This window comes from Sphingomonas sp. CCH21-G11, assembly GCF_001555965.1.
GTDB lineage: Bacteria > Pseudomonadota > Alphaproteobacteria > Sphingomonadales > Sphingomonadaceae > Sphingomonas.
Window position 1 is genome coordinate 112,212 of record NZ_LSHX01000033.1, and the last position, 26,082, is coordinate 138,293.

The 26,082-nt window shown below is 68.0% G+C and carries 26 protein-coding genes and 2 tRNA genes; 9 read left to right on the plus strand and 19 right to left on the minus strand.

The genetic code is table 11. From position 1 onward, the window contains the following. Positions 1-13: 13 nt before the first annotated feature. Positions 14-1,576 carry a murein biosynthesis integral membrane protein MurJ gene (murJ, locus tag AX676_RS09195; protein ID WP_066479725.1) on the minus strand — a complete coding sequence of 521 codons (1,563 nt, stop codon included), beginning with the start codon at positions 1,574-1,576 and terminating at the stop codon, positions 14-16. Positions 1,577-1,598: 22 nt separating this feature from the next. Continuing rightward, positions 1,599-2,120, minus strand: coding sequence for a protein-export chaperone SecB (gene secB, locus AX676_RS09200; RefSeq protein WP_066480156.1), 522 nt, complete (start codon positions 2,118-2,120; stop codon positions 1,599-1,601). Positions 2,121-2,286: 166 nt separating this feature from the next. Here secB and AX676_RS09205 point away from each other — a divergent pair, with 166 nt between their 5' ends. The 4 genes from AX676_RS09205 to AX676_RS09220 all read left to right on the plus strand — a co-directional run bounded on the left by AX676_RS09205 (position 2,287) and on the right by AX676_RS09220 (position 6,518). Continuing rightward, entirely contained in the window at positions 2,287-2,931 is a 645-nt protein-coding gene (locus tag AX676_RS09205; RefSeq protein ID WP_066480154.1) for a Tim44/TimA family putative adaptor protein, read from the plus strand. 17 nt (positions 2,932-2,948) lie between these two features. Further along, complete coding sequence (gene mltA, locus AX676_RS09210; protein WP_082731303.1) at positions 2,949-4,205, plus strand: murein transglycosylase A; 1,257 nt, start codon at positions 2,949-2,951, stop codon at positions 4,203-4,205. Further along, on the plus strand, positions 4,186-4,767 hold the full coding sequence (locus tag AX676_RS09215) for a Smr/MutS family protein (RefSeq protein ID WP_066479723.1): 582 nt from the start codon (positions 4,186-4,188) through the stop codon (positions 4,765-4,767). The genes mltA and AX676_RS09215 overlap by 20 nt, the downstream gene beginning before the upstream one ends. Positions 4,768-4,838: 71 nt before the next feature. Next, a complete protein-coding gene (locus tag AX676_RS09220; protein ID WP_066479718.1) occupies positions 4,839-6,518 on the plus strand; it encodes a putative bifunctional diguanylate cyclase/phosphodiesterase in 1,680 nt (559 codons plus the stop codon). Here AX676_RS09220 and dapE read toward each other — a convergent pair. The 9 genes from dapE to rpmH all read right to left on the minus strand — a co-directional run bounded on the left by dapE (position 6,475) and on the right by rpmH (position 12,547). After that, the gene (gene dapE, locus AX676_RS09225) at positions 6,475-7,632 is read right to left on the minus strand and encodes a succinyl-diaminopimelate desuccinylase (protein WP_066479713.1); all 1,158 of its coding nucleotides are present in this window, start codon (positions 7,630-7,632) and stop codon (positions 6,475-6,477) included. The two genes, AX676_RS09220 and dapE, sit on opposite strands and share 44 nt — an antisense overlap. Before the next feature lie 85 nt (positions 7,633-7,717). Beyond that, entirely contained in the window at positions 7,718-8,386 is a 669-nt protein-coding gene (locus AX676_RS09230) for a glutathione S-transferase family protein (RefSeq protein WP_066479710.1), read from the minus strand. Positions 8,387-8,422: 36 nt separating this feature from the next. Further along, positions 8,423-9,022, minus strand: coding sequence for an SOUL family heme-binding protein (locus AX676_RS09235; RefSeq protein ID WP_066479707.1), 600 nt, complete (start codon positions 9,020-9,022; stop codon positions 8,423-8,425). Between the two features lie 74 nt (positions 9,023-9,096). Next, entirely contained in the window at positions 9,097-9,438 is a 342-nt protein-coding gene (locus tag AX676_RS09240; protein ID WP_066479704.1) for a gamma-glutamylcyclotransferase family protein, read from the minus strand. Further along, a complete protein-coding gene (gene yihA / locus AX676_RS09245) occupies positions 9,435-10,070 on the minus strand; it encodes a ribosome biogenesis GTP-binding protein YihA/YsxC (RefSeq protein WP_066479702.1) in 636 nt (211 codons plus the stop codon). Before yihA ends, AX676_RS09240 begins: the two co-directional genes overlap by 4 nt. Before the next feature lie 75 nt (positions 10,071-10,145). Beyond that, positions 10,146-11,852 carry a membrane protein insertase YidC gene (gene yidC / locus AX676_RS09250; protein ID WP_066479700.1) on the minus strand — a complete coding sequence of 569 codons (1,707 nt, stop codon included), beginning with the start codon at positions 11,850-11,852 and terminating at the stop codon, positions 10,146-10,148. Between the two features lie 28 nt (positions 11,853-11,880). After that, a complete protein-coding gene (gene yidD / locus AX676_RS09255; protein ID WP_066479698.1) occupies positions 11,881-12,093 on the minus strand; it encodes a membrane protein insertion efficiency factor YidD in 213 nt (70 codons plus the stop codon). Further along, complete coding sequence (rnpA, locus tag AX676_RS09260) at positions 12,090-12,416, minus strand: ribonuclease P protein component (RefSeq protein WP_231726559.1); 327 nt, start codon at positions 12,414-12,416, stop codon at positions 12,090-12,092. Before rnpA ends, yidD begins: the two co-directional genes overlap by 4 nt. Then, positions 12,413-12,547, minus strand: coding sequence for a 50S ribosomal protein L34 (rpmH, locus tag AX676_RS17275; protein ID WP_010545931.1), 135 nt, complete (start codon positions 12,545-12,547; stop codon positions 12,413-12,415). The genes rnpA and rpmH overlap by 4 nt, the downstream gene beginning before the upstream one ends. 200 nt (positions 12,548-12,747) lie before the next feature. On the opposite strand from rpmH, the gene AX676_RS09265 reads away from it, so the two are divergent. After that, a complete protein-coding gene (locus AX676_RS09265) occupies positions 12,748-14,256 on the plus strand; it encodes a YifB family Mg chelatase-like AAA ATPase (protein ID WP_066479695.1) in 1,509 nt (502 codons plus the stop codon). A 27-nt stretch (positions 14,257-14,283) separates the two neighbouring features. On the opposite strand, the gene AX676_RS09270 is transcribed toward AX676_RS09265, so the two are convergent. Further along, complete coding sequence (locus tag AX676_RS09270; RefSeq protein WP_197417797.1) at positions 14,284-15,450, minus strand: hypothetical protein; 1,167 nt, start codon at positions 15,448-15,450, stop codon at positions 14,284-14,286. 211 nt (positions 15,451-15,661) lie between these two features. Here AX676_RS09270 and AX676_RS09275 point away from each other — a divergent pair. Beyond that, positions 15,662-15,746 (plus strand) — tRNA-Leu (locus AX676_RS09275). Positions 15,747-15,784: 38 nt separating this feature from the next. On the opposite strand, the gene AX676_RS09280 is transcribed toward AX676_RS09275, so the two are convergent. Beyond that, positions 15,785-15,861 (minus strand) — tRNA-Arg (locus AX676_RS09280). 83 nt (positions 15,862-15,944) lie between these two features. On the opposite strand from AX676_RS09280, the gene AX676_RS09285 reads away from it, so the two are divergent. Continuing rightward, complete coding sequence (locus AX676_RS09285; RefSeq protein ID WP_066479692.1) at positions 15,945-16,676, plus strand: queuosine precursor transporter; 732 nt, start codon at positions 15,945-15,947, stop codon at positions 16,674-16,676. 165 nt (positions 16,677-16,841) lie between these two features. On the opposite strand, the gene purQ is transcribed toward AX676_RS09285, so the two are convergent. From purQ to AX676_RS09310, 5 genes are all read right to left on the minus strand, one after another. Beyond that, complete coding sequence (gene purQ, locus AX676_RS09290; protein ID WP_066479687.1) at positions 16,842-17,507, minus strand: phosphoribosylformylglycinamidine synthase subunit PurQ; 666 nt, start codon at positions 17,505-17,507, stop codon at positions 16,842-16,844. Continuing rightward, positions 17,504-17,734 (minus strand): phosphoribosylformylglycinamidine synthase subunit PurS, encoded by a 231-nt coding sequence (gene purS / locus AX676_RS09295; RefSeq protein WP_066479685.1) that lies wholly within the window; start codon positions 17,732-17,734, stop codon positions 17,504-17,506. Before purS ends, purQ begins: the two co-directional genes overlap by 4 nt. A gap of 88 nt (positions 17,735-17,822) precedes the next feature. After that, entirely contained in the window at positions 17,823-18,602 is a 780-nt protein-coding gene (gene purC, locus AX676_RS09300) for a phosphoribosylaminoimidazolesuccinocarboxamide synthase (protein ID WP_066479683.1), read from the minus strand. Positions 18,603-18,706: 104 nt separating this feature from the next. Further along, positions 18,707-19,897: a kynureninase gene (kynU, locus tag AX676_RS09305; RefSeq protein ID WP_066479678.1), complete on the minus strand. Its 1,191-nt coding sequence runs from the start codon at positions 19,895-19,897 to the stop codon at positions 18,707-18,709. After that, positions 19,894-20,808 carry an alpha/beta hydrolase family protein gene (locus AX676_RS09310; RefSeq protein WP_231726065.1) on the minus strand — a complete coding sequence of 305 codons (915 nt, stop codon included), beginning with the start codon at positions 20,806-20,808 and terminating at the stop codon, positions 19,894-19,896. The genes kynU and AX676_RS09310 overlap by 4 nt, the downstream gene beginning before the upstream one ends. Before the next feature lie 48 nt (positions 20,809-20,856). Here AX676_RS09310 and parC point away from each other — a divergent pair, with 48 nt between their 5' ends. Both parC and AX676_RS09320 read left to right on the plus strand, forming a co-directional pair. Beyond that, complete coding sequence (gene parC, locus AX676_RS09315) at positions 20,857-23,103, plus strand: DNA topoisomerase IV subunit A (RefSeq protein ID WP_066479677.1); 2,247 nt, start codon at positions 20,857-20,859, stop codon at positions 23,101-23,103. Positions 23,104-23,241: 138 nt separating this feature from the next. Beyond that, positions 23,242-24,909, plus strand: a complete 1,668-nt coding sequence (locus tag AX676_RS09320) for a putative bifunctional diguanylate cyclase/phosphodiesterase (RefSeq protein WP_197417097.1) — start codon at positions 23,242-23,244, stop codon at positions 24,907-24,909. Here AX676_RS09320 and AX676_RS09325 read toward each other — a convergent pair. Next, a complete protein-coding gene (locus tag AX676_RS09325) occupies positions 24,882-26,078 on the minus strand; it encodes a CCA tRNA nucleotidyltransferase (protein ID WP_066479671.1) in 1,197 nt (398 codons plus the stop codon). The genes AX676_RS09320 and AX676_RS09325 overlap by 28 nt on opposite strands. Between the last annotated feature and the right edge of the window lie 4 nt (positions 26,079-26,082).

Consider the following 26,082-nt stretch of genomic DNA (forward strand, 5'->3'; position numbering starts at 1 on the left):
AGTTCCCTGCGGTTCAGGCGCGACGGCGGCGCGCGAGTTGACGAAGATCGGCGACCGCGAACGCGCCGGTCGCAAAGCACGCCGCGGCATAGACCGCGATGCCGCCCGCGACCAGCGCCGCCAGTGCCGCGATCCGCACCCACAGGCTGCCGGCGATGTAGGGCGTGGCGAGATGGTCGAGGGCATAGAGCGCGCCGCCCATCATCAGCGCGGCGAGCGCGAGGCGCGGCAAACGGCGGCGCAGCTGCGCGTCGGCGACGAAATGGCCGCGCCGCACCAGCGTGCGGTAAAGCATCGCCACGTTGACGAGTGCGGCCAGCGCGGTGGCCAGCGGCGGACCGACATGGCCGATCAGGGGGATGAGGATGAGGTTGCCCGCGATGTTCACGCCGATCGACCAGGTTGCATAGCGGACCGGTGTGCGCGTGTCGGACCGGGCGTAATAGCCCGGCGTCAGCACCTTGATCAGCACATAGGCGGGCAGGCCCAGCGAGAAGACCGCGAGCGCCAGCCCTGTCGCGCGGGTGTCGGCCGCGGTGAACGCGCCATGCTGGAACAGCCCGGCGACGATCGGCTCGGCCGCGACGATGAAGGCGACGGTGGCGGGGAGCGTAAGCAGCAGCGCCAGCTCGATTCCCCGGTTCTGCGTCGTCATCGCCACCTCGTCCTCCTTTGCGGCGAGCTGGCGCGACAGCGTCGGCAGCAGGATGGTGCCGAGCCCGATGCCGATCAGCCCGAGCGGCAGCTGGTTCAGCCGGTCGGCATAGTAGATGTACGAGATCGACCCCGCTTCGAGCAGTCGCCCGGCCAGCGCGGTCGAGATCAGCAGATTGACCTGGACCGCGCCCGCGCCGGCGGCGGCAGGGATGATGAGGCGCAGCAGCTCGCGCATTTCCGGGGTCAGGCGCGGGCGGCGGATGCGCAGCTTCACCCCCGCCGCGCGGCAGGCGAGGATGAGCCACCCGAGCTGAAGCGCGCCGCCCGCGGTCACCGCCCAGGCCTGTGCCCGGGCGGTCGCATAGGGATCACCGCCGCGAAAGCCGACCAGCGCGACGATCATCGCGATGTTGAGCAGGATCGGCGCTGCCGCGTTGACCCAGAAGCGGTCGAGCGAGTTGAGGATGCCCCCGAGCAGCGACACGAGCGAGATCAGCATCAGATAGGGCAGGGTGATCCGCGACAGCGTGACCGCATAGGCGAACTGCTCTGGCGTCGGATCGTTGAACCCGCCCGACAGCGCGAAAGTGATCGGCCAGGCGAGCGCGATCATGATGCCGGTGAAGACGATCAGGATCGGCAGCAGCACCGCCAGCGCCTGTTCGGCAAAGGCGATGCCGGCGGCGCGGTCGCCGCCCTCGGCCACCTTGCGGTTGAACAGCGGGATGAACGCGGCCGAGAATGCGCCTTCGGCAAACAGCGCGCGGAACATGTTGGGCAGGCGGAACGCGACCAGAAACGCGTCGGACGCAAAGCCCGCACCGACAAAGGTCGCCTGGAGCGAATCGCGGCCGAGCGCCAGGAATCGGCTGACCAGGGTCAGCCCGCCGACCGATCCGAGCGCGCGCGCGAGCTTCATCGTCCTGCGCCCGGGCCGGTCGTCAGGCGTTGCCGGCGGGCCCGCCGAAATCGCCTTCGCCCGCCTCGACCTGGCGCGCCATCGCCTGCTGCATGAACAGCGCGCCGAAGTCGATCGGTTCCAGCATCAGCGGCGGGAAGCCGCCGTCGCGCACCGAATCGGCCAGCACGCGGCGCGCGAAGGGGAACAGGATGCGCGGCGCTTCGCCGAGCAGGAACGGCTGGAGATGCTCGGCGGGGATGTTGCGCAGCAGGAACAGTCCGGCATAGCTGAGATCGACGAGATACAGCACCTGGCCGTCGATCTCGCCACGCGCCTCGATCTTCAGGACGACCTCGTGCACGTCCTCGCCGACCTGGCCCGCGCCGATGTTGAACTGGACATCCATCTTGGGCTGGCCCTGGCGCTGGTAGATCGCCGGGGCGTTGGGATTTTCGAACGACAGGTCCTTCACATATTGCGAAATGACGCTGGCGACCGGTGCCTGGTCCTCTCCGTCCGGGCCGCCGGCGTTCGGCATCTGCGGGGTGTCTTGCTCGTCCATCGGGAAATCCATCTGTGGTGGGGTGGCGCACGGATGCGCGGTCGAATGATCGCGGCGCGTAGCAGGGGCAGGGGGGCAGTTCAACGCCCGTCGCACCTCGCCCGCGGGGCATTTGAACTCCGGGGCCCTTGCGCCTATGTTGGGGAGCGTGAATGGTGGAGCGATGATGCTGGTTGTAGTTTTGCTCGCGATGGTGGCGGCCTTTCTGGCGCTGCGCCTGTATTCGGTCCTGGGCAAGCGCACCGGGCATGAACAGCCGCTGCCCAAACCTGCGGAAGAGCGTTTCCCGCCCAGCAGCCTGCCGCGTCAGGTCGAAACGCCGGTCGAGCCGCGCGATGCAGGCGCGCGCGTTTTTTCCGACGGGGCCGAACGGGGCGTTCGCGCGCTGATCGCTGCCGATCCGTCGTTCGACGTCGCCCAGTTCCTCGACGGGGCCAAGGGTGCCTATCGCATGGTGCTCGAAGCCTTCTGGAAGGGCGATCGCGCCACGCTCGACTGGCTGACCGAAAGCGACGTGAAGGCGGCGTTCGAGGCGGCAATCGATGAGCGTGAAGCCGCCGGCCATGTCCTCGACAACCGGGTCGTGTCGATCGAGGAAGCGTTGATCGACGGCGCGTCGGTGGAAAACGGCGTCGCGCGCGTCGTCGTCCGGTTCGACGCCGATATCGCTGCGGTCACGCGCGACGCCGATGGCAATGTGGTTGCGGGTTCGCTGAGCGATGCGGTTCAGACGCACGACGTGTGGACCTTCACGCGGCGGCTGCGCAGCGACGATCCCAACTGGAAACTGGCCGAGACCGACGAAGCCTGACCGGCGGGTTCGGGGGAATGCAGATGAAAGGTGTCGCCGGGCCGCTCATCGCGCTGATGCTGGCGGGATGTGCGGTCGTGCCGCGTGATGCGCGGCCGGCTCCCGGAGTTACAGGCTCCACGCCTGCCGCTCGCCAGCCGGTCGCGGCGACGCCGATCAAACCGGTTGCCGCGCCAACGGTCGCGAGCGGCGTCACCACCGCGGCGTTGGCGGGCGTGGTCGCCGGGCCGCCGCTGACCCGCCTGCCGATCGAGGCGGCCGGCGCGGCGCGCGCACTCGCGGCCTTCGTCACCAGCTGCGGCACGCTGACGCGGCGCGCGGACAGTTCGGGTCTGTCGATGCCGGCCGACTGGGCGCCGGCCTGTGCCGCAGCGCGGACCACCGCACCGGGCGCCGCACGCGACTTTTTCGGGAGCTGGTTCGACCCGGTCCAGGTCGGCGACGGCAAGGCGTTTGCCACCGGCTATTACGAACCAGAGATCAGCGGGTCGCGTACCCGCACGGGCCCTTATCAGACGCCGATCTACGCGCTCCCCAAGGATATCGTGGAGGTGGATCTCGGGCTGTTTTCGAACGAGTTGGCCGAGCGCAAGGTGCGCGGGCGCGTGAGCGGCAATGCCCTTGTCCCTTATTTCGACCGGACCGAGATCGAGGAAGGTGCGCTTGCCGGGCGCGGCCTCGAAATCGCCTATGCGGAGGACCCGATCGAGTTCTTCTTCCTTCAGGTCCAGGGTTCCGGGCGGCTGAGGCTGCCCGACGGGGGCGTGATGCGGATCGGCTATGCCGGGCAGAACGGTCGCGAATATACCGGCATCGGCCGGCTGATGCGCGATCGCGGGCTGATCGGCCCAGACCAGGCATCGATGCAAGGGCTGATGGCGTGGCTGCGCGCCAACCCGGCCGAAGGGCGCGCGGTAATGCGCGAGAACAAGAGCTTCGTCTTCTTCCGCGAACTCACCGGCCCGGGGCCGCTGGGTGCGCTGGGCCTGCCCGTCGTCGCGCAGGCGAGCGTCGCTGCCGATCCGCGTTTCGTGCCGCTGGGCGCACCCGTCTTCTTGTCGATGGACCGTGTCGATGCCTCCGGACTGTGGATCGCGCAGGATACCGGCGGGGCGATCAAGGGGCCGAATCGCTTCGATACATTCTGGGGCGCGGGGGCGGAGGCGCGGGCGATCGCGGGCGGCATGTCCGCGCGCGGCACCGCCTTCATCCTGCTGCCCAAGCCGGCGGCGGCGCGGCTGGCCGCGCGGGGCGATGACCGGCCGGCGCCTTAGCCCGGCCGAACAGGCGCTGTGGGCAAAGGTGATGGCGACGGTGCGCCCGCTCGCTCCCGCCGCCGCACGCGCGAAGGCTCCGGTGGAACCCGTCGTCGCCGCCGCGGCACCCACCGAGGTATCAACCCGGCCACGCAAGGGCCGCGTCCCGCCGCCGCCGCCCCTCGCCAAGCCGGCATCGGTACCCAAGTCGCTGGCGGAGGGCGGGCTCGACCGCAGCTGGGATCAGCGCATCCGGCGCGGCACGCTGGCGCCGGACTCCAGCATCGACCTGCACGGCCATACGCTGGCCAGCGCCCATGCCGCGCTCGACACCGGGCTCGCCAACGCAATCGCGCGAGGTGACCGGGTGCTGTTGCTCATCACCGGCCGCCCGCCCGGAAACGACGCGGCGCGACCCTATCCCCGCGGGGCGATCCGGGCGGCGGTTCACGACTGGCTCGCGGTATCGCGCCACGCCGATCGTATCGCCGCCGTGCGTCAGGCGCATCCGCGTCATGGCGGGGCCGGTGCACTCTATCTCGTGCTCCGCCGCCCGACGGTTGCGGCACCGAAATTTTAACGGTTTCCGGGCAAAAACGACGCGCCGTGCCGGACGAGGGCGGTTCGGCAAGCGGAGTTTCGGATCGGTCGATGGAAGTCTTCTCGCTCAAAAGCAAGGCGGTCGCCTTTGCCCTTTGCGCGGGCGGAATCGCCTTCATTCTGGCGCTCGCGGCCACCACCAACGGGCGGATCGACATATCAGGCACCGCCGCCTCGCTCGTCGCTGCGATTGTGTGTGCGACGATGTGCTGGGCCTATGCCGAACACGCTGTCGCCAACACCGCCGCTGCCATCGACGAAGCCATTGCGCGCTTGGCCCGCGCGGCGAACGGCGACCTTGAAGGCGAAGTGCCCGAGCAGGTGAGCCGTTTCGTGCCCACACTCGCCGCCGCGATGGAAAGCCTGTTTCGTCAGATGCACGGCAATCTCGACACCGTCCAGCGCCTGGCCATGTTCGACAGCGTCACCGACCTGCCCAACCGCATCCACTTCAGGCGCTGCTGCGAGCGTGCGCTCGCCGAGCTGCCCGCGGACGCGGCCGCCGCCATCTTCTTCATCGATCTCGACCGCTTCAAGGCGGTGAACGACACGATGGGTCACGCCACCGGCGACGTCCTGCTCGGCATGGTCGCCAATCGCCTGCGAGCGGTGGCGGCGCGGTTCGCCGATGAACCCGCCACAGGCACCGGACCGGTGCTGATCGGCCGGCTGGCGGGTGACGAGTTCACCATGTTTTTTCCCGACATCCGTGAACCCCGGCGGATCGACCGGATCGGGCGCGCCATCCTGTTCGCGCTGGGCGAAAGCTTCGACCTCGGGGGGCAGTCGATCGAGATCGGCGCATCGGTGGGCGTAGCCGTCCGCCCCCGGCACGGCCGGTCGCTGAGCGAACTGATGCGCGCGGCGGACGCGGCGATGTATCAGGCGAAGGCCAACGGGCGGGGCTGCGTCGAACATTTCACCGAGCAGCTGGCGACCGAGATCGACGCGCGGACGCGGCTCGAACAGGACCTGCGCACCGCGGTCGCACGCGACCAGTTCACGCTGGCGTTCCAGCCGCAGGTGTCGGCGATCGACGGCCGGCTGATCGGCGCGGAGGCGCTGTTGCGCTGGCGACATCCCGATGGCCTCCGGCTGCCCGGCAGCTTCATCCAGCGTGCCGAGGAAACCGGCCTGATCGTCGAGATCGGTGACTGGGTGATCCATCGTGTTGCCGAAACGATCGCCCGCTGGGCGAAGCTGGGCGTCGAGCAGCGACTTGCCATCAACATCAGCCCGCGCCAGCTCGATCATGCCGGCTTTTTCCGACGGCTGCGCGACGCGCTGCGTGCGGCCGGCGCGCCGGCGCGGCTGGTCGAGCTCGAGATTACCGAAAGCCTGGTAATGAGCTGTAGCGACGACGTCATCGATGCGATCGCGCAGCTTCGCGCCGATGGGGCGACCGTCGCGATCGACGATTTCGGAACGGGCTATTCGAATCTCGGCCGGCTGCAGATGCTGCCGGTCGATCGCGTCAAGATCGACCGGTCGCTGATCGAGCAGGTCGCCGAACGGACCGAGGCGCGCACCATCGTCCAGGCGGTGATCGGGCTGGTCCACGGGCTCGGGTGCGAGGCTGTGGCGGAGGGGATCGAGAACGCCGCGCAGGCCGAGGTCATGCGCGTGATCGGCTGCGACGTGCTCCAGGGCTATGCGATCGGGCGCCCGATGGAGGAGGCGACCTTCCTCAACTGGGCGCGTGACCGGCAGCTGATGCGGGCGGCAAGCTGAACGCGCCGCGCGCGATGTCGGCATAGATCGCGGCGAGCAACGTCAGGTCGTCGATCGCGACCGCCTCGTCGAGCTTGTGCATCGTCGCGTTGACCAGTCCGAACTCGACCACCGGGCACAGCCGTGACAGGAAACGCGCGTCCGATGTCCCGCCCGTCGTCGACAATTCGGGCGAATGGCCGGTATGTGCGGCGATCCGGTCGGAGACCAGGGTGGACCACGCGCCCGGCGGGGTCAGAAACGCCTCGCCCGACACCATCGCACGTACCTCCGCACCGGGGGCGTGCGCTTCGACGATGTCGCGCACACGCGCGACCAGCGCGTCGCCGCGATGCAGGTCGTTGAAACGAATGCTCAGCCGCGCCTGCGCCGCTGCCGGGATGACGTTGGTCGCCGGATTGCCAACCGTCAGGTCGGTGATCTCGAGGTTGGTGGGCTGGAACCAGTCGGTACCTTCGTCGAGGACGAGCGCGTCGAGCTCAGCCAGCGCCCTGACCAGTCGCGGGATCGGATTGTCGGCGAGGTGCGGGTAGGCGACATGACCCTGCCGGCCCGGGACGTCGATCCAGATATTGACCGAACCGCGTCGCCCGATCTTGATCATGTCGCCCAGCCGGCTGACCGATGTCGGTTCGCCGACCAGGCAGTAATCGGGGCTTAGCCCGCGCGCCTTCATCCGCTCGATCAGCGCGATCGTGCCGTGGATCGCCGGGCCTTCCTCGTCGCCGGTGATGATCAGGCTCATCGTGCCGAGATCGGCGGGCGTCTGCGCGGCTGCGGCGACAAAGGCGGCGATCGCCCCCTTCATGTCGACGGCACCGCGGCCATGCAGCAATCCGCCGCGCAGCTCCGCCCGGAACGGGTCGGTGGTCCAGCCCTTGCCCGGCGGCACCACGTCGAGGTGCCCGGCAAAGGCGAAATGCGTGCCGCCGGCCCCGCGAACGGCGAGCAGGTTCTCGACCGGGCCGTGCGGGGGGCCGCCCGCGATAAAGCGATCGACATTGAAGCCAAGCGGGACGAGCGCGGCCTCGAGCACGTCAAACACGGCGCCGGTTGCGGGCGTGATGCTCTCGGCGTCGATCAGCGCACAGGTCAGGTCGAGCAGGTCGGTCAATCGCGGTTCTTTCGGCAGAGCGGGACACTGCCATCGCGCAAGCCCGCGCCCGACACAATCCCGCCAGCGGTGATCACGCGCGCGGTCAGGTCTGGACCGGCCCCTCGAACTTCTCGATCACCCATTCCTCCTCCTGCGCGGCGGCGAGCCAGTCTTGCATGAACGGATGGGTGAGCACCGCGTGCATATAGGCCGGGGCGAAGCGGGCGACGGGCAGCGAATAGGTGACCAGCCGGGTCACGACGGGGGCGAACATGATGTCGGCCGCGCCGAAATCGCCGAACAGGAACTTGCCCGCGCCGCCATAACGGGCCCGCGCCTGTGCCCAGATTTCCATGAGCCGGTCGAGCTCCTGCAGCACGTCGTCGTCGGGCTGACGCGGCGGATAGACGTGGCGGACATTCATGCTGTGCTTGCGTCGCAGCGCGGAGAAGCCCGAATGCATCTCCGCCGCCATCGACCGTGCCATGGCGCGCGCGGCGAGGTCCTCGGGCCAGAAGCACTGGCACGCGGTCTTCTCGTTCAGATATTCGATGATCGCCAGCGAATCCCAGACGACGATATCGCCGTCCCACAGGATCGGCACCTTGCCCGACGACGGCGCGAACTCGTCGCCCTCGCGCCGTCGGTCCCAGTCGGCGTCGTATAGCGGCACGACCACTTCCTGATAAGGCAGCCCCGACTGCCGCACCGCCAGCCAGCCGCGCAGCGACCACGAGCTATAGGCTTTGTTGCCGATGATGATCTTGAGCATGGTGCGGGGATAGCGGCCCGCATGGTGAGCGGCAACCTAACCCGCAATCGGCAGCAGGATTTCGTTGCGCTTGAGCGGACCCGGCACAAAGGGCGAGTTGTAGAACGCATATTCGACTGGCCCGGTCGGCAGGATGTCGCGCCCGGTCAGCCATTCGCGCAGCGCGCGTTCGTGCGTCTCGAGCGCCATTGCGTCGGCGTTGCCGGAGAACCGGACCGCCGCGACCCGGCGTGGTGGCAACGTCGTCAGCGCGACGTTTCGGTCGGGCGTGGGAAGCGTGGCGCGGCTGCGCGCGGCGGGCATCACGAAGCGCGTGCGCCAGGCCGTGCCGCCGTCCTGATCCTGAAGCACGGGGGCGGTCATCGCGATCTTCTCCCCGGCGCGGTCCTTCGCGAAGATGTAATCGGCCAGGCGCCGGAACCCGGCATTGGTGGCTTCGCGCCGCGCGCCCGCCGCCACGGTTTCGGCGACGGTGATTTCCGGATAGTCGCGGATCTCGAAATCGCCGTCCTGCTCGACCAGCGTGAAGTCGGGCTGCTCGACCGATTTCTCGCGCCAGACGAACCATGCGCCCGCGCCCACCGCCAACGCGGCGATCCCACCGCCGATCTTCGCCCATTGTGCCGTCTTGCTCATCGAGTTTCCTTCCACGCCATACCGCCGTCGGGCATCGGCCGCCCAACGCGCGAACCCGCCGGGCGTTGCGGCCGCTATGCCCGGATATAGACCCAGGCGCTACGCCCCGACATCAGCGTGACTGCGATGCGTCGGTAATTCGCGCTTTCGTAGACATCGGCGGCGGCCAGTTCGGCATCGGTCACGTCGAACACCTGTCCGGGGATCGGCGGGGCGTCCGGGTCGGCCACCAGCGCCGGGTGGGTGGCGATCCCGCTCGCATCGCGCACATCCGGGTCGTCAATCTCGATCATGATCCGGCGGAAGCCGGTCAGTACGTCCGGCGTGCCCGCCAGCAACCGGCCGAACGTCGCACGCTGCACCTCGGGGAGCTGCAGCGTGCCATAGGAGAACAGCGCCTGATCTGCCGCGCTCACCCGATTGCTTCGAGGACAGCGGCGCGCAATTCGGGAATGCCCATGCCCTTTTCGCTCGAGGTCGCGAGGATGTCGGGATGCGCGGCCGGACGTCTGCGCGCCTCCGCGGTGGTGCGCGCGTACATGTCGGCCAGCTCGCTCGCCTTGATCTTGTCGGCCTTGGTGAGGACGACGCGATAGCTGACCGCCGCCTGGTCAAGCATGTCGAGGATCTCGCGATCGACATCCTTGATGCCGTGGCGCGAGTCGATGAGCACCAGCGTGCGTTTGAGCACTGCACGGCCGCGCAGGAAATCGTTCACCAGGAAGCGCCACTGGCGCAACATGTCCTTCGGCGCCTTGGCAAAGCCGTAGCCCGGCATGTCCACCAGGCGAAAGCGCAGCGGATCACCGATGTCGAAGAAGTTGAGCTCTTGCGTCCGCCCCGGCGTGTTCGACGTGCGCGCGAGTGCATTGCGTCCGGCAAGCGCGTTGAGCAGCGAAGACTTGCCGACATTCGACCGGCCCGCAAACGCGATCTCGGGCACCGTGGGCGCGGGCAGGTGCTGAAGCGAGGGCGCCGACTTCAGGAAAGCGACCGGACCCGCAAAGGTCCGGCGTGCGGCCTCGATGAGCTCGATGTCCTCGCTCATAAATCCTCCCCGAGCTCGTCTCGGGGAGGGGGACCATTTGCGTAGCAAATGGTGGAGGGATCTGGATGACCATCCTCATGTCGCCGGCTTTTGCTTGAGCGCGGGATGGCGCGAATAGAGCCATTGCTGCTGCGCGATGGTGAGTACGTTCGAGGTTATCCAGTAGACCTGCAGGCCGACCGCGAACGGTGCCATCACGAACATCAGCACCCACGGCATGATCGCGAACACCTGCTTCTGCGTCTCGTCCATCGGCGCGGGGTTGAGCTTGAACTGGAAATACATGCTGACGCCGAGCAGGATCGGGATCACGCCGATCGCCAGGAAGGCCGGGGGCGTGAATGGGATCAGGCCGAACAGGTTGACCGGTGTCAGCGGATCGGGCGCCGACAGATCCTTGATCCACAGCACGAACGGCTGGTGCCGCATCTCGATGGTCAGCATCAGCACCTTGTAGAGCGCGTAGAAGACCGGGATCTGGAGCAGGGTGGGGAGGCAGCCGGCAACCGGATTGACCTTCTCGTGCTTGTAGAGCTTCATCATTTCCTGCTGAAGGCGCGGTTTGTCGTCCTTCCAGCGTTCCTGCAGCGCCTTCAGCTTGGGCTGGATCGCCCGCATCGACGCCATCGACGCAAACTGGCGCTGCGCGATCGGGAACATCAGCAGCCGCACGGTGCAGGTCAGCAGGATGATCGCGACGCCGAAATTGCCGACCATGCGGAACAGCCAGGTGAGATAGGTGAAGATCGGCTTTTCGATGATCTCGAACCAGCCCCAGTCGATCGCGTTGCCGAACAGGGTGATGCCGCCTTCATCCTCATAGCGGTCGAGCAGCTCGACTTCCTTGGCACCCGCGAAGAAGCGGGTGGTTTGGGTAAAGCTCTGACCCGGCGCGACGACACGGGCCGGGGCCCGGAAGTCGGCCTGATAGGCGTTGGCGCGCGGGCTGCGGAACTGCATTTCGGTCGGCTGCTTCTGGTCGGGCACCAGCGCGGTCAGCCAGTAGATGTCGGTGAAGCCGATCCAGCCGCCGGTCGAATTGTAACGCTGCGGCCCGTCCTCTCCCACGGTCGAATAATCCACGCCGTAATCGACCGCGCCGTTGTGCACGGCCAGCGGGCCGGCGTGGATGGTCCAGGTGTCCGGGTCCTTCGACACGCCCTGGCGGCTGAGCAGCGCATAGGGGGTAAGGCTGATCGGCGCGGCGGCGGCGTTGCGCACGCTCTGGCGGACCGTGAACATGTAGCCCTCATCGACCGAGATCTGGACCTGATATTGCTGGCCGCCGCTGGTCGTCGACAAGGTGACGGGGGTGGCGGGAGTCAGCCGCGCGCCGCTCGCCTGCCACAGCGCGTCGGGGGCCGGCGGCGCGACACCGCTGCCCGACCAGCCGAACGCGGCGAAATAGGCGTCGCGCGCACCCGATGGCGACAACAGACGGATCGGCGGGGATCCGCGCGCGATCGTCTCGCTGTGGCGGACCAGCACGAGATCGTCGATCCGCGCACCCTTCAGGTTGATCGAACCGCGGAGCCGCGGCGTTTCGATGGCAATGCGCGGGGTTTCGCGCAACACGATCGCCCGGTCGCGGATCGCCGCCGGGCTGTCGGCGGTCGGGTCGGCATCGGGGGCAGGGGCGGTCTTGATCTCGCCCTTCTGCACGGTCGCGGGCGGGCGGCTGACCAGGTTGGGAAAGAAGGTGCCGAGGATCGGTTCCCAGGCGAACAGGATCACCGCGGCCAGCACCGCGAAGAGCAGGAAGTTTTTCTGTTCGTCTTTCACCGATCGTCCTCAAACGGAAAATTGCGTCTCACGGCACCGGATCATGGCCGTGCCCGCCCCAGGGATGGCAGCGCGCGATGCGCCGGGCGGCGAGCCATCCGCCCTTCAGCGCCCCATAGCGACGAAGCGCCTCGATTGCATAGGCCGAACAGGAGGGTTGATAGCGGCACGACGGCGGCAGGATGACCGATGGCCCCAGCTGCCAGCCACGCACGAGCAGGATCATGATACGCGCGATCACCGGGCGGTCTTGCGCAGCGCGCGGACCAGCTCGTCGCCCAGCTGGTGAAAATCACGCTCGATTCCGCTGTTTCGCCCGATCAGGACATGGTCGGCACCGCGCACGCCATGGTCGGGCAGGATCGCGCGGGCGAGTTCGCGCAGGCGCCGCTTCATCCGATTGCGGATGACGGCGTTACCGACCTTCTTGGATACGGTATAGCCGACGCGCATGGTCGGGTCGCCGTCATCGCGCGGGCGGACCAGCAGGACGAAGCCGGGGGTCGGCGCGCGGCGTCCGGCGTTCGCCGCCAGAAAGTCGCCGCGCCGGGTAAGTTGGATCAGGCCGACAGCTTCTTGCGACCGCGCGCGCGGCGCGCCCGGATCACGTTGCGGCCGCCCGGCGTCGCCATCCGGGCGCGAAAGCCGTGCCGGCGCGCACGCACCAGGTTGCTCGGCTGAAAAGTCCGCTTCATCGCTCATTCCCTGAAGTTCAAAACGCAAAAGGGCCGCCCATGGGACGGCCGTTGATGGGACGCCGCTACTCGAAGCGCCTGCCCATGTCAATTCGCCATCGGCGTTGCGCGATCCCCCCGCATCGGACGCGATCGCCGGCCGCGCCCCATTCCCCGTCCCGCAAAAGCGGCTATGGTCGCCCGCGCGCAGGGGGAGTTTGATGGTCGCGATCGTTGCCACGGTGGCCTATCTGGGGCTGGAGGCCCGCGGTGTCGAGGTGCAGGTCCAGCTGGCGCCGGGGGTGCCCGCCTTCGTCGTCGTCGGCCTGCCCGACAAGGCGGTGGCCGAAAGCCGCGAGCGCGTGCGCGCCGCGATCGCCGCGATCGGCCTGGCGCTGCCGCCAAAGCGGATTACGGTCAACCTGTCGCCCGCCGATCTGCCCAAGGAAGGGTCGCATTACGACCTGCCGATCGCGCTCGGATTGCTCGCCGCGATGGGCGTCGTCGACGCCGAAACGCTCAGCGAGTATGTCGCGGTCGGCGAACTGGGGCTCGACGGGCGCATCGCCGCCTCGCCGGGCGTGCTGCTCGCCGCGCTCCACGCCTCCGAACAGGAACGCGGCCTGATCTGTCCGGCGGCGCAGGGTTCGGAAGCCGCCTGGGCGGGGTCGATCCCGGTCGCGGCGGCACCCGACCTCATAAGCCTCATCAACCACCTGAAGGGCGCGCAGCTCCTGTCGCCGCCGCGCCCGGGCCAGGCCGACGACATGGCCGCCGGCCCCGATCTCGCGCAGGTCAAGGGTCAGGAAACCGCCCGCCGCGCGCTCGAGATCGCAGCCGCCGGCGGGCACAACCTGTTGATGGTCGGGCCGCCGGGGGCGGGCAAATCGCTGATGGCGGCGTGCCTGCCCGGCATCCTGCCGCCGCTCGACCCGGCCGAGGCGCTCGAAGTGTCGATGGTCGCCAGCGTCGCCGGCACCATTTCCGGCGGGCGGCTGACCCGTGCGCGGCCCTATCGCGCGCCGCACCATTCGGCGTCGATGGCCGCACTGGTCGGCGGCGGGCTGAAGGCGCGGCCGGGTGAGGTCAGCCTGGCGCATCTGGGCGTCCTTTTCCTCGACGAGCTGCCCGAGTTTCAGCGCGCCGTGCTCGATTCGCTGCGCCAGCCGCTGGAGACCGGCACCGTCACCGTCGCCCGGGCGAACGCCCACGTCACCTTTCCCGCGCGTGTCCAGCTGATCGCGGCGATGAACCCGTGCCGCTGCGGGCATCTGGGCGATCCGGCGCTGGCCTGCGCGCGGGCACCGCGGTGCGCCGCCGACTACCAGACCAAGGTGTCGGGCCCGCTGCTCGACCGCATCGACCTGCATGTCGAGGTGCAGCCGGTCTCGGCAGCCGATCTCGTCGCGCCCGCGCCCGCCGAGGGGTCGGCAGCGGTAGCGGCACGGGTCGCGGCGGCCCGGGCCTTGCAACGCGACCGCTATGCCGACGCTGCCGCGCGCACCAATGCCGAGGCCGATGGCGAGGTGCTGGGTGCCCATGCGACCCCCGATGTGGCGGGCCAGGAACTGCTGGCGCGCGCGGCGGAGGCGATGCGGCTGACTGCGCGCGGCTATACCCGCGTGCTTCGCGTGGCGCGCACCATCGCCGATCTGGCGCAGAGCGATCAGGTCGGTCGCGTGCACGTTGCCGAAGCGCTGAGCTATCGCCGCCGCGCGCCGGTCAATTAGCGCCTTGCGTGGGTCACGTGGTGCAGGTCACCCGAACAGATATTGCCGCGTATCCGGATTTTCCCGCCGCCACATGACGGTGTCGAGGAAATAATGGTGCACGTTGATGAATATCCACCCGACGAACAGGAACAGCGTGCTGCCGAACACCGCATCATCATAGGGTATGGTGGCGTTGAGCATGATCGGCAGCCCCCAGAAGCCGACAAAGCCCAGGATCACGCCGCTGAGGGTGAACAGGATCAGGTGGCCCAGCAGCTTGTTGCCCACCAGACGGCGGGCGAGTGACGACGCCTCGGATTCGGACGCGGCAAGCTGCGCCTTCTGGTAATTGGTCTGAAACCGCCAGACGACGACGAGATATTGCAGCGAATGAAGGGCAGGGGCGACCAGCAGCCACAGGGGATGGACGGTCACGAACCACAGCCAGATGTACAGGCTGACCGCATAGGCGATAACCCCGTTCACCGGCAGTCGCCCGGTGGACCGCCACCGCGTCGCGAGCATCCCGACCGCGGCGATCCCCGTGGCCGCCGCCACGACGGTCGAGACGATCACGATCGGATCGGGAAAATCGAAGGTAAAATACTGAAGGCCCCACAATTTCCGCTCGTGGATCGCATCGTTGAAGCCAAGCCACGCCGCAACCCAGACCGCATAGCAATTGACCAGCAGGACCTTCTTCTCGGACGCGTTGAAATATTGGCGTTTCAACGCGGCATCGACCATCAGCATCCCATAGCCCTGCTTGACGTAATGCCAGCCGACAAACAGCGCCATCACATTGGCCGCGTAGCCGAGCAGGCGCGCGTCGGCGGTCAGCAGGCAGAAGGCGAAAAAGGCCGCCAGCATCGCGGGGACGACAATCCCGGAGAAGACGTACCGGACCTGCATGGCGCGGCCGAGGTCGGCAGTGAACGCCTTTATCCGAAACCCGCGATAGAAGATTTGATAGGAATGCGCGAAGTGCGGATGATTGATCAGGTGCGCGATGATCAGCATCGTTCCCGCGACTTGCTCCTGATAACCGGTCACCGGCACCATCAGGATCAGCGGCAGGATGATCAGCGAACTGCCGCCAAGACAGAGGAAATCGACCACCGGATTGAACAGGTAACGCTGATCTCGATCGACTTGCGGCGGCGGCACGACCACCTGCGGCGCAGCGTCCGGCCGGTAATATTGCGTCGCCATAAGCTCCCCCGCGGTCGGGGCGGAGGCATATCGCAGGCATAGCTAATGAATGGTTGAAGCGCGCGCGATTGCCCGTCCAGCGACCATGTCGGTCCGGACGGATCAAGCCCCAAGGCGATGGTGCGAGTTGGTCGCGTCGCGCGATCGAGAGCCGATGCTTGCGGCCCGGCGCGGCATCGGCTAGCGAACCGCGATCCCAGCCAGGGCCTGTGCGGGCGTGGTGAAACTGGTAGACGCGCCGGACTCAAAATCCGGTTCCGCAAGGAGTGTCGGTTCGAGCCCGACCGCCCGCACCATCTTGTTTCCCGTATCGCGCCGCCCCCCACCGGCAGGGTGGCGACCCCGGCGTGACTCGAACACGCAACATCCTGCTTAGAAGGCAGGTGCTCTATCCAGTTGAGCTACGGGGCCCCGCAATCGGGTCGAACGACCCCGGCCGGCGGTCCCTTTAGCGCGGATTGCGCTCGGGCAAAATGGCCATCATAGGTCGGGGCATGAACCAGGGGGCGATTCCGGCGGAGCCGCAGGCGGTGACCGCATCCAGGCTGGCGGGCACGCATTTCCGCTATTTCGATTTCGTCATGGCGGCATTCGTCACCGTCCTCGTACTGTCCAACGTCATCGGCGCATCGAAGCTGGCCGAAGTCGGCGGCTTCGTGTTCGGCGCGGGCATCCTGTTCTTTCCGATCAGCTATGTGCTCGGCGACGTGCTGACCGAAGTCTATGGCTATGCCCGCGCGCGCCGCTGCATCTGGGCGGGCTTTGCGGCGCTGATCTTCCTCGCGGTGATGAGCTGGGTCGTCGTCAGCCTGCCCCCCGCGGCCGGCTGGGGCGGACAGGCCGCCTATGAACAGGTGTTCGGCCAGGTCTGGCGGATCGTCATCGCGTCGATCGTCGCCTTCTGGGCGGGCGAGTTCGCCAACAGCTTCGTGCTCGCCCGCCTGAAGGTGCTGACGGGCGGCAAGCATCTGTGGACGCGCACCATCGGCTCGACCGTGGTCGGCCAGGCGATCGACAGCCTGATCTTCTACCCCATCGCCTTTCTGGGCATCTGGACGACCGAGCAGGTGCTGACGGTCATGGTGACCAACTGGGCGCTCAAGGTCGCCTGGGAGGCGCTGCTCACCCCCGTCACCTATGCGGTGGTCAACGGCCTGAAGCGCGCGGAAGGGATCGACCTGTTCGATACCGACACCGATTTCACCCCGTTCAGCGCGAAGGTTTGAGGAACGCGCCAGTGGTCTGGCTGGCAAGGATCGTCGCCACGGACTTGATCCGGGGCCCCGCTGCCTGCGCCGGCGCAACAAGAAGCGGGACCCCGGCGCGAGGCCGGGGTGACGGGAAGAATGAGGGGTATGTGGTCTCTTGTGCCTGCTACCCGAAGCGTCAACTCACGCGACGGCGGCGAGCAGCCCCTCGAACAACCGGCGGCCGTCGGTGCCGCCATGCGCGGCTTCGATCCGCCGTTCGGGGTGCGGCATCATGCCCAGCACATTGCCGCGATCATTGAGCAGCCCCGCGATCCGGTTGACCGACCCGTTGACGTTGTCCGTATAGCGGAACGCCACCCGGCCATCGCCCTCAATCCGCGCCAGCGTCGCGCTGTCGGCGAAGTAATTGCCGTCATGGTGCGCGACCGGAACGGTAATGCGTTCCCCCGCCTGATAGCCGCTGGTGAAGATCGACTGGCTGTTCTCGACCGTCAATGCGACGTCGCGGCAAACGAAATTGAGGCCGGCATTGCGCATCAACGCGCCGGGCAGCAGCCCGGTCTCGGTCAGGATCTGAAAGCCGTTGCAGATGCCGATCACCGGCACGCCGCGCTCGGCCGCGTCGATCACGGCGCGCATGATTGGCGATCGGGCGGCGATGGCGCCGCAGCGCAGATAGTCGCCGTAGGAAAAGCCGCCGGGCAGCGCGATCAGGCCGAGATTGTCGGGCAATTCGCTGTCACGGTGCCACACCATCTGGGGCGCGCGACCTGTGACCTGCTCCAGCGCGACCGCGATGTCGCGGTCGCAGTTGGATCCTGGGAAGACGATGACGGCGGTGTTCACGCCCGCTCCACGTGGTAATTCTCGATCACGGTATTCGCGAGCAGCTGGCGGCACATCGCGTCGATCGCGTCGTCGCTGGTATCGTCGGCCACTTCCAGCTCGAAATAGCGGCCGGCACGGACATCCTCGACCCCGGCAAAGCCCAGCGCGCCCAGCGCGTGCTGGATCGCCTTGCCCTGGGGGTCGAGCACCCCGTTCTTCAACGTGACGATGATGCGCAGCTTCATGGCGAGCCGATGCTCCAGCGAGGGGCGGTTGGGAATGCCGGACCCTATGCCGCCGCAACTGCGATGCGGCAAGGGTGAAGCCGCGCGACTACTTGCCCCGGCGCTTGCGGTGCGATTCGAGGTCGAGCACGTCCGATTCGACGCCTTCGGGCAACAGGCCAAGCCGGCGCGCGACTTCCTGATACGCCTCGACCTCGCCGCCCAGATCGCGGCGGAAGCGGTCCTTGTCGAGCTTTTCGCCCGACGCCATGTCCCACAGCCGGCAGCCGTCCGGGCTGATCTCGTCCGCCAGGATCACCCGGCCATAGTCATTGTCCCAGATGCGGCCGAATTCGAGTTTGAAGTCGACCAGCCGGATGCCGATCGCCGCGAACATCCCCGACAGAAAATCGTTCACCCGGATCGCCATGTCGGCCATGTCGTGCAGTTCCTCCTGCGCCGCCCAGCCGAAGCACAGGATATGTTCGTCGGTGACCATCGGGTCGCCGAGCGCGTCGTCCTTGTAATAATATTCGATGATCGTGCGGGGCAGCGGCGTGCCTTCCTCGATCCCCAGCTTGGTCGCCAGCGAACCGGCGACGACGTTGCGCACCACGACCTCGACCGGGATGATCTCGACCTGGCGGATCAGCTGCTCGCGCATGTTGAGGCGGCGGATGAAATGGGTCGGCACGCCGATATTGGCGAGCAGGGTGAAGACATGCTCGGAAATGCGGTTGTTGAGCACGCCCTTGCCGCTGATCGTGCCCTTTTTCTGGGCATTGAACGCGGTCGCGTCGTCCTTGAAATACTGGATGAGCGTCCCCGGTTCGGGGCCCTCATAAAGGATCTTGGCTTTGCCTTCGTAGATTTGGCGGCGGCGAGCCATGTCGGCATCTATCCCTGAAATGATCGGCCCCGGCAGCGCGGGTCGAGACGCGCTGGCCGGGGCTCCGTAGCGTTCCCTATACCCAAGCCGCGCGCGTCGCGCAATCAGCGCGCATGCGCCGTTTCCGCCAGTTCGGCGACGGTTTCGACGATCAGCTCGCCCGCGCGCTGGACCTCGGCATGGCTGAGGAACAGCGGGGTCAAGCCAAAGCGCGCGATGTCGGGGGTCCTGAAGTCGCCGATGACGCCCCGCGCGATCAGCCGGTCGATCAGTGCACGCGCGTGCGGATGGCGAAAGGCGATGTGGCTGCCGCGCCGGGCCGGATCGCGTGGCGTCACGCATTCCAGGCCGGCGCGGTCACCTGCCGCTGCCAGCATGTCGAACAATCGCGCGCTCTTTGCCGCGACGTCGGCCATGTCGATGTCCGCGAACAGGTCGACGCCGCTTTCCAGCGCCTGCATCGCCAGCATCGCGGGGGTGCCGACCCGCCAGCGTTCCATGCCCGCGCCGGGGCGATAGGCGTCCTCGAACCCGAAGGGCGCGGCATGGCCCATCCAGCCGCTCAGCGGACTGGTCAGCTTCGCCTGATGCCGCCCTGCGACGAACAGGAACGCGGGTGCGCCGGGTCCGCCATTCAGGAACTTGTAGCCGCACCCGACGGCCAGGTCGGCGGCACCCAGATCGACCTGAACCGCGCCGGTCGAATGCGACAGGTCCCAGCACATCAGCGCGTCCGCCGCCTGCACCCGCGCGGTCCATGCCGCCATGTCGAAGCGTTCGGCGGTCTTGTAATGAACATGAGTGAGCAGCACGATCGCGGTCCTATCGTCGATCGCATCGTCCAACGCCTCGCGCGCCACCGCATGCACCCGCCCGCCGGGGACGCACGCCGCCGCCCCCTCGGCGATGTGCAGGTCGGTCGGGAAGTTGCCGGCTTCCGTGACGATCGTCCGGCGGGTGGGGTGATGGCGCAGCGCCGCGACGAGCAGCTTGAACAAATTGACCGAGACCGAATCGGCGACGATCACTTCGTCGGGGGCCGCGCCGATCAGCGGTGCGATCTTCGCGCCGATCCGCGCCGGGCTGTCCATCCAGCCTTCGTCCCAGCTGCGGATCAGCCGCTCGCCCCATTGCCGCTCGATCATGTCGCGGCCGGCGATCTCGGTTGCGCGCGGCAGCGGCCCGAGCGAGTTGCCGTCGAGATAGATGATGCCCTCGGGCAGCATGAAACGATCGCGCAGGGCGCGCAGCGTATCGTCGGCATCCAGCGCGCGGGCTTCGGCCGGCGTCGTCATCGGCCAAACGCCTTTGCGACCAACGCCCGGGTCCGCGTCCACGAGTCGGTGCCGGGGGCGATCAGCTCGACATGCCCGGTCCGGTCGATGCGATGCAGCGTCGCGCGGTCGCCCGCTGCCTGCGCCCTGGCGACGAAGTCGGTCTTCAGCTCGATCGGGATGATCCGGTCCTGCAGGCCCGCGACATGGTCTTGCGGTACCCCGATCGGCAGCAGCCGCGCGACCGATGTGTCGGCGAAGCGATCGGCCGGATTGGCACCCGCGACCAGCTTGCCGACCACTTCGGTGCCGCAGCCATTGGCGGGGGTCGCGGCGGTGCGCTCGAGGTCGGGCAGGCCACCCAGGCTGATGACATGCGCGATCGGCAAGGGGGCGGCGCTCCGCAGCGGGCTGCCCGCCGGCAGCCTCGGCCGCGCCGCCAGCCACAGCGCCAGGTGCCCGCCCGCCGAATGGCCGATCGCGACGACGCGCCGGGTGTCGAGGCTGTATTGCGCGGCATGGTCCCGCAGCGCATCCGCCGCCGCGGCCACATCGGCAAAGGTGCCGGGATAGCCGCCGCCCGCGCGGTCCTGCCCGCGATAATCGATGTTCCACACGGCATAGCCCGCGCTGCGCAGGTCGGCGGCGGCCCAGTCCATCAGCGTGCGATCGGCGATGTCGGTGGTCCAGCAGCCGCCATGCACCATCAGCACCGTCGGGTGCGGCCCGGCCCCGGCCGGCAGCCACAGGTCGACGCGTTGATACGGGTCGCTGCCATAGGCGATTTCGATCTTTCCCGTCGGCCGCGGCCGTGCCGTCAGGTCGGCCCAGCGCATCAACGCTGCGGCGGGTGCCGCCATTTCGGCGGGCCGCTCGACAGTGGTGCAGGCGGCCGTGGCCAGCAGCGTGGCGGCAAGGATCAGGCGGGTCATGCGGGCTTCCTAGCGCGCGGCGCGCGCCGCTGCTATCCACCCCGCCATATGTCCACCGACTTGACCGATCCCTTCGACCAGATCGTCGATCATCCCTTCGACAGCGCGCTTTCCGAACGCTATCTCGTCTATGCCCTGTCGACGATCACGGCGCGGTCGCTGCCCGATGTGCGCGACGGCTTGAAGCCGGTGCATCGCCGGCTGCTGTGGGCGATGCGGCTGCTGCGGCTCGACCCCGCGTCAGGCTACAAGAAGTGCGCGCGCGTTGTTGGCGACGTGATCGGCAAATATCACCCGCATGGCGACCAGTCGGTCTATGACGCGATGGTTCGCCTAGCCCAGGATTTTGCGCTGCGCTATCCGCTGGTCGACGGCCAGGGCAATTTCGGCAACATCGACGGCGATAACGCCGCCGCCTATCGTTACACCGAAGCGCGGCTGACCCCGGTCGCCATCGACCTGATGGACGGGCTGGACGAGGACGCCGCCGACTTCCGCCCGACCTATAATGGCGAGGAACAGGAGCCGGAGCTGTTTCCGGGCCTGTTTCCCAACCTGCTTGCCAACGGTGCCAGCGGCATCGCGGTCGGCATGGCGACCAGCATCCCGCCGCACAATGCCGCCGAGCTGATCGATGCCGCCATCCACCTGATCGACCAGCCCGCGGCCGACGATGCGGCGATGCTCCAGTTCATTCAGGGGCCCGATCTGCCCACGGGGGGGATCGTCGTCGACCCGCCCGCCGCGGTCGCGGAGGCTTATGCCACCGGGCGCGGTAGCTTTCGGGTGCGCGCGCGCTGGTCGGTCGAGGACCAAGGGCGCGGCACGTGGCAGGCGGTGGTCTCCGAAATTCCCTATGGGGTGCAGAAGGGCAAGCTGATCGAGCAGATCGCGGCGCTGATCAACGACAAAAAGCTGCCCATCCTGGCCGATGTCCGCGACGAATCGGATGCGGAGGTGCGCATCGTGCTCGAGCCGCGCAGCCGCACGGTCGACGCCGCGGTGCTGATGGACGGCCTGTTCCGGCTGACCGACCTCGAAACGCGCGTGCCGCTCAACCTCAACGTCCTCGACGCGACGCGAACGCCACGGGTGATGAGCCTGCGCGAGGCGCTGTCCGCCTGGGTCGATCACCAGTTCATCGTGCTCAGGCGGCGGACCGAGCACCGGCTGGCCAGGATCGCCGATCGCATGGAGCTGCTCGACGGCTACATCATCGCCTTCCTCAACCTCGATCGCGTGATCGAGATCATCCGGACCGAGGACGAGCCCAAGCCGGTGATGATTGCGGAGTTCGCGCTGACCGACCGCCAGGCGGAGGCGATCCTGAACATGCGCCTGCGTTCGCTGCGCCGACTGGAGGAAATGGAGCTGCGGCGCGAGCGCGACGGGCTGGAAAAGGAACAGGGCGAGCTGACGCTGCTGCTCGGCAGCGAGGCACGCCAGCGGACGCGGATGAAGCGCGATCTGGCGAAGATCCGCGACCGCTATGGCCCCGAGACCGCGATCGGGCGGCGCCGCACGACCGTCGCCGAAGCCGCGCCCGCCGCCGACATCCCGCTGGAGGCGATGATCGAGCGTGAGCCGATCACCGTGATCCTGTCGCAGCGCGGGTGGATCCGCGCGCTAAAGGGGCATGGTGATCTGGCGGCTGCCGACACGCTCAAGTTCAAGGAAGGCGACGGGCCGCTGTTCGCCTTTCATGCCCAGACGACCGACAAGCTGCTGCTCGCCGCCGACAATGGCCGCTTCTACACGCTCGCCGCCGACAAGCTGCCGGGCGGGCGCGGTTTCGGCGAGCCGGTGCGGCTGATGATCGACCTTGCCGACGATGTCGGGGTCACCACGCTGCTGCCCGCATCGGCGGCGGCGCGGCTGCTGGTCGCGGCCAGCGACGGGCGCGGCTTCATCGTGCGCACCGGCGACGTCATTGCCGAGACGCGCAAGGGCAAGCAGGTCGTGACGCCGCGGCCGGGCGCGCGGCTGGCGGTGGTGCGAACGGTGCGCCTCGAAGACGATTATGTCGCGGTCGCCGGCGACAATCGCCGGCTGCTCGTCTTTCCGATGAGCGAGCTGCCTGAAATGGCGCGCGGGCAGGGGGTTCAGTTGCAGCGATATCGCGAAGGCGGCCTGGCCGACGTCCGCGCCTTCCGCTTCGCCGACGGGTTGAGCTGGACGATGGGCGGCGAACAGGGGCGTACCCGTACCGAGCCCGACATGAACCCGTGGCGTGCCGCACGCGGTGCGGCGGGACGCATGCCGCCGACCGGTTTTCCGCGCGACAACCGTTTCTGATCAAGGGGATGACCCCGCGATCTTTTCGCGCGCTGCGCAATTTTTGAACAGAGGTTGTTAATCAAGTCCGGTTAGACCGAACCGGTGTTCAAGTTCGGGTCTTCTTCGGTCACGATCGCCGGCGGTAAGGCTGCTGCCTTGCCGCGCACCGTGCAGTTGAGCGACGAAGAGGCCGAGGAAACCCAGGCAACGCTCGATTTGCTGCCGATCCCGGCGGCCGTGGTGCGCCGGTGCGACGACGATCTGGTGCTGATCGCGATCAACCGGCTGTTCCGTCTCGCGGGGCTCGGCACGATCGGCGACCGATCGCTCCTGCTCGATGCGCTCGACGAACGGGTTCGCGGCTATCTCGCCTCCGACCGGGTCGAGGAACGCTTCCAGTGGCAGACTTCGGAAGACATCGACTGCCGCCATTATGCGGTGATGCTCTCGCGCCGGCCGCGCGACCGGGTGGCGAACCAGTGCGTTGTCACACTGGTCGACCATACCGCCGAACAGCGCACCGAAAACAGCCTGCGCCGCGAGATGCTGACGGATGCACTCACCGGGCTGCCCAACCGGGCGGGCTTTGCCGATCAGCTCGAGGCGGCCTGCGCCGAAAGTGGTACCGAGGCGTTTGCCGTGCTGGTGGTGGACCTTGATCGCTTCAGCCGCGTCAATGCCTGTATGGGCAGCCTTGCCGGGGACGAATTGCTCATCTCGGTTGCGCGGCGGATCAAGGGCGCGTTGCGTGGCAACGACATCCTGTCGCGCATCGGCGGCGACGAGTTCGCGGTGCTCATGTCGCTCGAGGAGGGTGCCGAGGATGCGTGCCAGGTCGCACGCCGTATCGAATCCGCGCTCGCCACGCCGTTCCGGCTTTCCGACTTCGAAATCCGGATGCAGGTGTCGATCGGCATCGCGCTGGGTGCCGATGTCGACGCCGATAACGAGGACCTGATCCGCAACGCCCAGTTTGCGGTCAAGCGCGCGAAGTCGAGCGGAAAGATCGAGATCTATCAGGTGCGCGCCTTCGATCTGATGCGCAGCCAGTTCAGCATCGAAACCGAGCTTCGCCGCGCCATCGAACATGGCCAGATGCACCTGTGCTTCCAGCCGATCTGCGATCTCGGCACGGGGCGGATCGTCGCGTTCGAATCGCTGGCGCGTTGGACCACCGATACCGGTCTGGAACTGTCGCCGGGCGAATTCATTCCCGTCGCCGAGGAATCGGGGCTGATCCTGCCGCTGGGACGCTGGGCGCTGGCCGAAACCGCGCGCACGCTGTCGTCCTGGGACGCGCAGGCCGGCGGCAATTGCGGCGTCACCCTGTCGGTCAACATTTCCGCGATCCAGCTTCAGCGCGACAATGTCGCGGCGCTGGTGCGCGACACCGTGGCGAATTACGGCATCGCTCCCAACCGGCTGACGCTCGAGCTGACCGAGAGCGCGATCGTCGCCGACCCGGATCGCAGCGCCAACACGCTGCGCGCGCTGAAGGACATCGGCGTCACCATCGCGATGGACGATTTCGGCACCGGCTATTCCAACCTCGGTTATCTCCAGAAGATGCCGATCGACATCCTCAAGATCGACCGCAGCTTCGTGACCGGGATGCTGGCCGATCGCGACAAGGTGGCGATCGTGCGCGCGATCCTGTCGCTGGCCCAGGCACTGGGGATGCGCACGACGGCGGAGGGCGTCGAAACCGTCGAACTCGAACAGACGCTGGCGGCGCTCGGCTGCACCTTTGGCCAGGGCTTCCTCTATTCGCGGCCAGCCAAGTCAGACCTCGCCTTTCAGCTCATCGGCCTGCGCAACAACTGATCGACGCCGCGCTCGGCCAGCGCGCGCACGCGCGCGTCGTCGGGAAAGCCCTCCGCGATCCACGTCGTTTCGATCTCGCGCAGGATGCGCGCGACATCGGGGCCGGGCGGCAGTCCCATCGCGATCAGGTCGCCGCCGCCGAGCGGCAGGCGGGGCGGTGTCCAGCCGAGGAGCGCAGCCAGGCCCGCCGCAATCTCGCCCGCGTCGCCGTGCAGCAGCAGCCGGTCGCGCGCGCCTTCGACACCCGTCCGATATGCAAACGCGCGCGCGCTAGTGCCGGGTGGAAGCGGCTGAACGGCGTTCTCCAGTCGCTTGCGCCGCGCGTTTGAAAGCTTGAGCCGCGCGGCGACCGCACCCGCAACGCCGGGGTCCGCAGGCAGCAGCGCCGCCAGCCGGCGCACCGCGTCCGGTTCGACCGCGTGCGCGTGTTCGCGCGCGGCGAGTGCCGCCAGCCGCTCGGCCCCCGCGACATCGATTTCGGGCAGCACCGGGCGCAGGATTGCGTGCGCGACCATCAGCGCGACGATGCGCGGCGCGTGGCGGGTGACGAGCAGCTTGAGGACCTCGTCCGCGATACGCTCGCGCGACAATGCCATCAGGTCGTTGGCGCGCGCCGCGCACGCCGCAAGCCCGTCCGCGTCGGGCCGGTCGCCGAAGCGGGCCATGAAGCGGAAGAAGCGCAGGATGCGCAGATGGTCCTCCGCGATCCGGCGCAGCGGGTCGCCGATGAAGCGCACCCGGCCCTGCGCAAGGTCCGCGACGCCGCCGAAATAGTCGTGGATCCGGCCGTTCATCGGGTCGGCATAGAGCGCGTTGATCGTGAAATCGCGTCGCGCCGCGTCCTCGTGCCAGTCGTTGGTGAACGCGACTTCGGCGTGGCGGCCATCGGTCGCGACGTCGCGGCGCAGCGTCGTGATCTCGACCGGGCCGCCCGCCAGCACTGCGGTAACAGTGCCGTGCGCCAGCCCGGTGGGAACGACGCGTACGCCGGCGGCGCGCAACCGCGCCATTACCTCTTGCGGGGGATGCAGCGTCGCCAGATCGATGTCGCTCGCCTCGATCCCGACCAGCGCATCGCGGACTGCGCCGCCGACGAAGCGCACCTCGTCTTGCGCCGCGCCGAGCAGCTGGACGAGCGCGTCCAGCCCCTCGCGCGCGCGCCAGCGCATCGGC

What these genes read in the sequence shown, in the direction of transcription:
- murJ (WP_066479725.1), bottom strand. Translation starts at nt 1,576, where the DNA reads ATGAAGCTCGCGCGCGCGCTCGGATCGGTCGGCGGGCTGACCCTGGTC.
- secB (WP_066480156.1), bottom strand. Translation starts at nt 2,120, where the DNA reads ATGGACGAGCAAGACACCCCGCAGATGCCGAACGCCGGCGGCCCGGAC.
- AX676_RS09205 (WP_066480154.1), top strand. Translation starts at nt 2,287, where the DNA reads ATGCTGGTTGTAGTTTTGCTCGCGATGGTGGCGGCCTTTCTGGCGCTG.
- mltA (WP_082731303.1), top strand. Translation starts at nt 2,949, where the DNA reads ATGCAGATGAAAGGTGTCGCCGGGCCGCTCATCGCGCTGATGCTGGCG.
- AX676_RS09215 (WP_066479723.1), top strand. Translation starts at nt 4,186, where the DNA reads ATGACCGGCCGGCGCCTTAGCCCGGCCGAACAGGCGCTGTGGGCAAAG.
- AX676_RS09220 (WP_066479718.1), top strand. Translation starts at nt 4,839, where the DNA reads ATGGAAGTCTTCTCGCTCAAAAGCAAGGCGGTCGCCTTTGCCCTTTGC.
- AX676_RS09230 (WP_066479710.1), bottom strand. Translation starts at nt 8,386, where the DNA reads ATGCTCAAGATCATCATCGGCAACAAAGCCTATAGCTCGTGGTCGCTG.
- AX676_RS09235 (WP_066479707.1), bottom strand. Translation starts at nt 9,022, where the DNA reads ATGAGCAAGACGGCACAATGGGCGAAGATCGGCGGTGGGATCGCCGCG.
- yihA (WP_066479702.1), bottom strand. Translation starts at nt 10,070, where the DNA reads ATGAGCGAGGACATCGAGCTCATCGAGGCCGCACGCCGGACCTTTGCG.
- rpmH (WP_010545931.1), bottom strand. Translation starts at nt 12,547, where the DNA reads ATGAAGCGGACTTTTCAGCCGAGCAACCTGGTGCGTGCGCGCCGGCAC.
- AX676_RS09265 (WP_066479695.1), top strand. Translation starts at nt 12,748, where the DNA reads ATGGTCGCGATCGTTGCCACGGTGGCCTATCTGGGGCTGGAGGCCCGC.
- AX676_RS09270 (WP_197417797.1), bottom strand. Translation starts at nt 15,450, where the DNA reads ATGGCGACGCAATATTACCGGCCGGACGCTGCGCCGCAGGTGGTCGTG.
- AX676_RS09285 (WP_066479692.1), top strand. Translation starts at nt 15,945, where the DNA reads ATGAACCAGGGGGCGATTCCGGCGGAGCCGCAGGCGGTGACCGCATCC.
- purS (WP_066479685.1), bottom strand. Translation starts at nt 17,734, where the DNA reads ATGAAGCTGCGCATCATCGTCACGTTGAAGAACGGGGTGCTCGACCCC.
- purC (WP_066479683.1), bottom strand. Translation starts at nt 18,602, where the DNA reads ATGGCTCGCCGCCGCCAAATCTACGAAGGCAAAGCCAAGATCCTTTAT.
- kynU (WP_066479678.1), bottom strand. Translation starts at nt 19,897, where the DNA reads ATGACGACGCCGGCCGAAGCCCGCGCGCTGGATGCCGACGATACGCTG.
- AX676_RS09310 (WP_231726065.1), bottom strand. Translation starts at nt 20,808, where the DNA reads ATGACCCGCCTGATCCTTGCCGCCACGCTGCTGGCCACGGCCGCCTGC.
- parC (WP_066479677.1), top strand. Translation starts at nt 20,857, where the DNA reads ATGTCCACCGACTTGACCGATCCCTTCGACCAGATCGTCGATCATCCC.
- AX676_RS09325 (WP_066479671.1), bottom strand. Translation starts at nt 26,078, where the DNA reads ATGCGCTGGCGCGCGCGCGAGGGGCTGGACGCGCTCGTCCAGCTGCTC.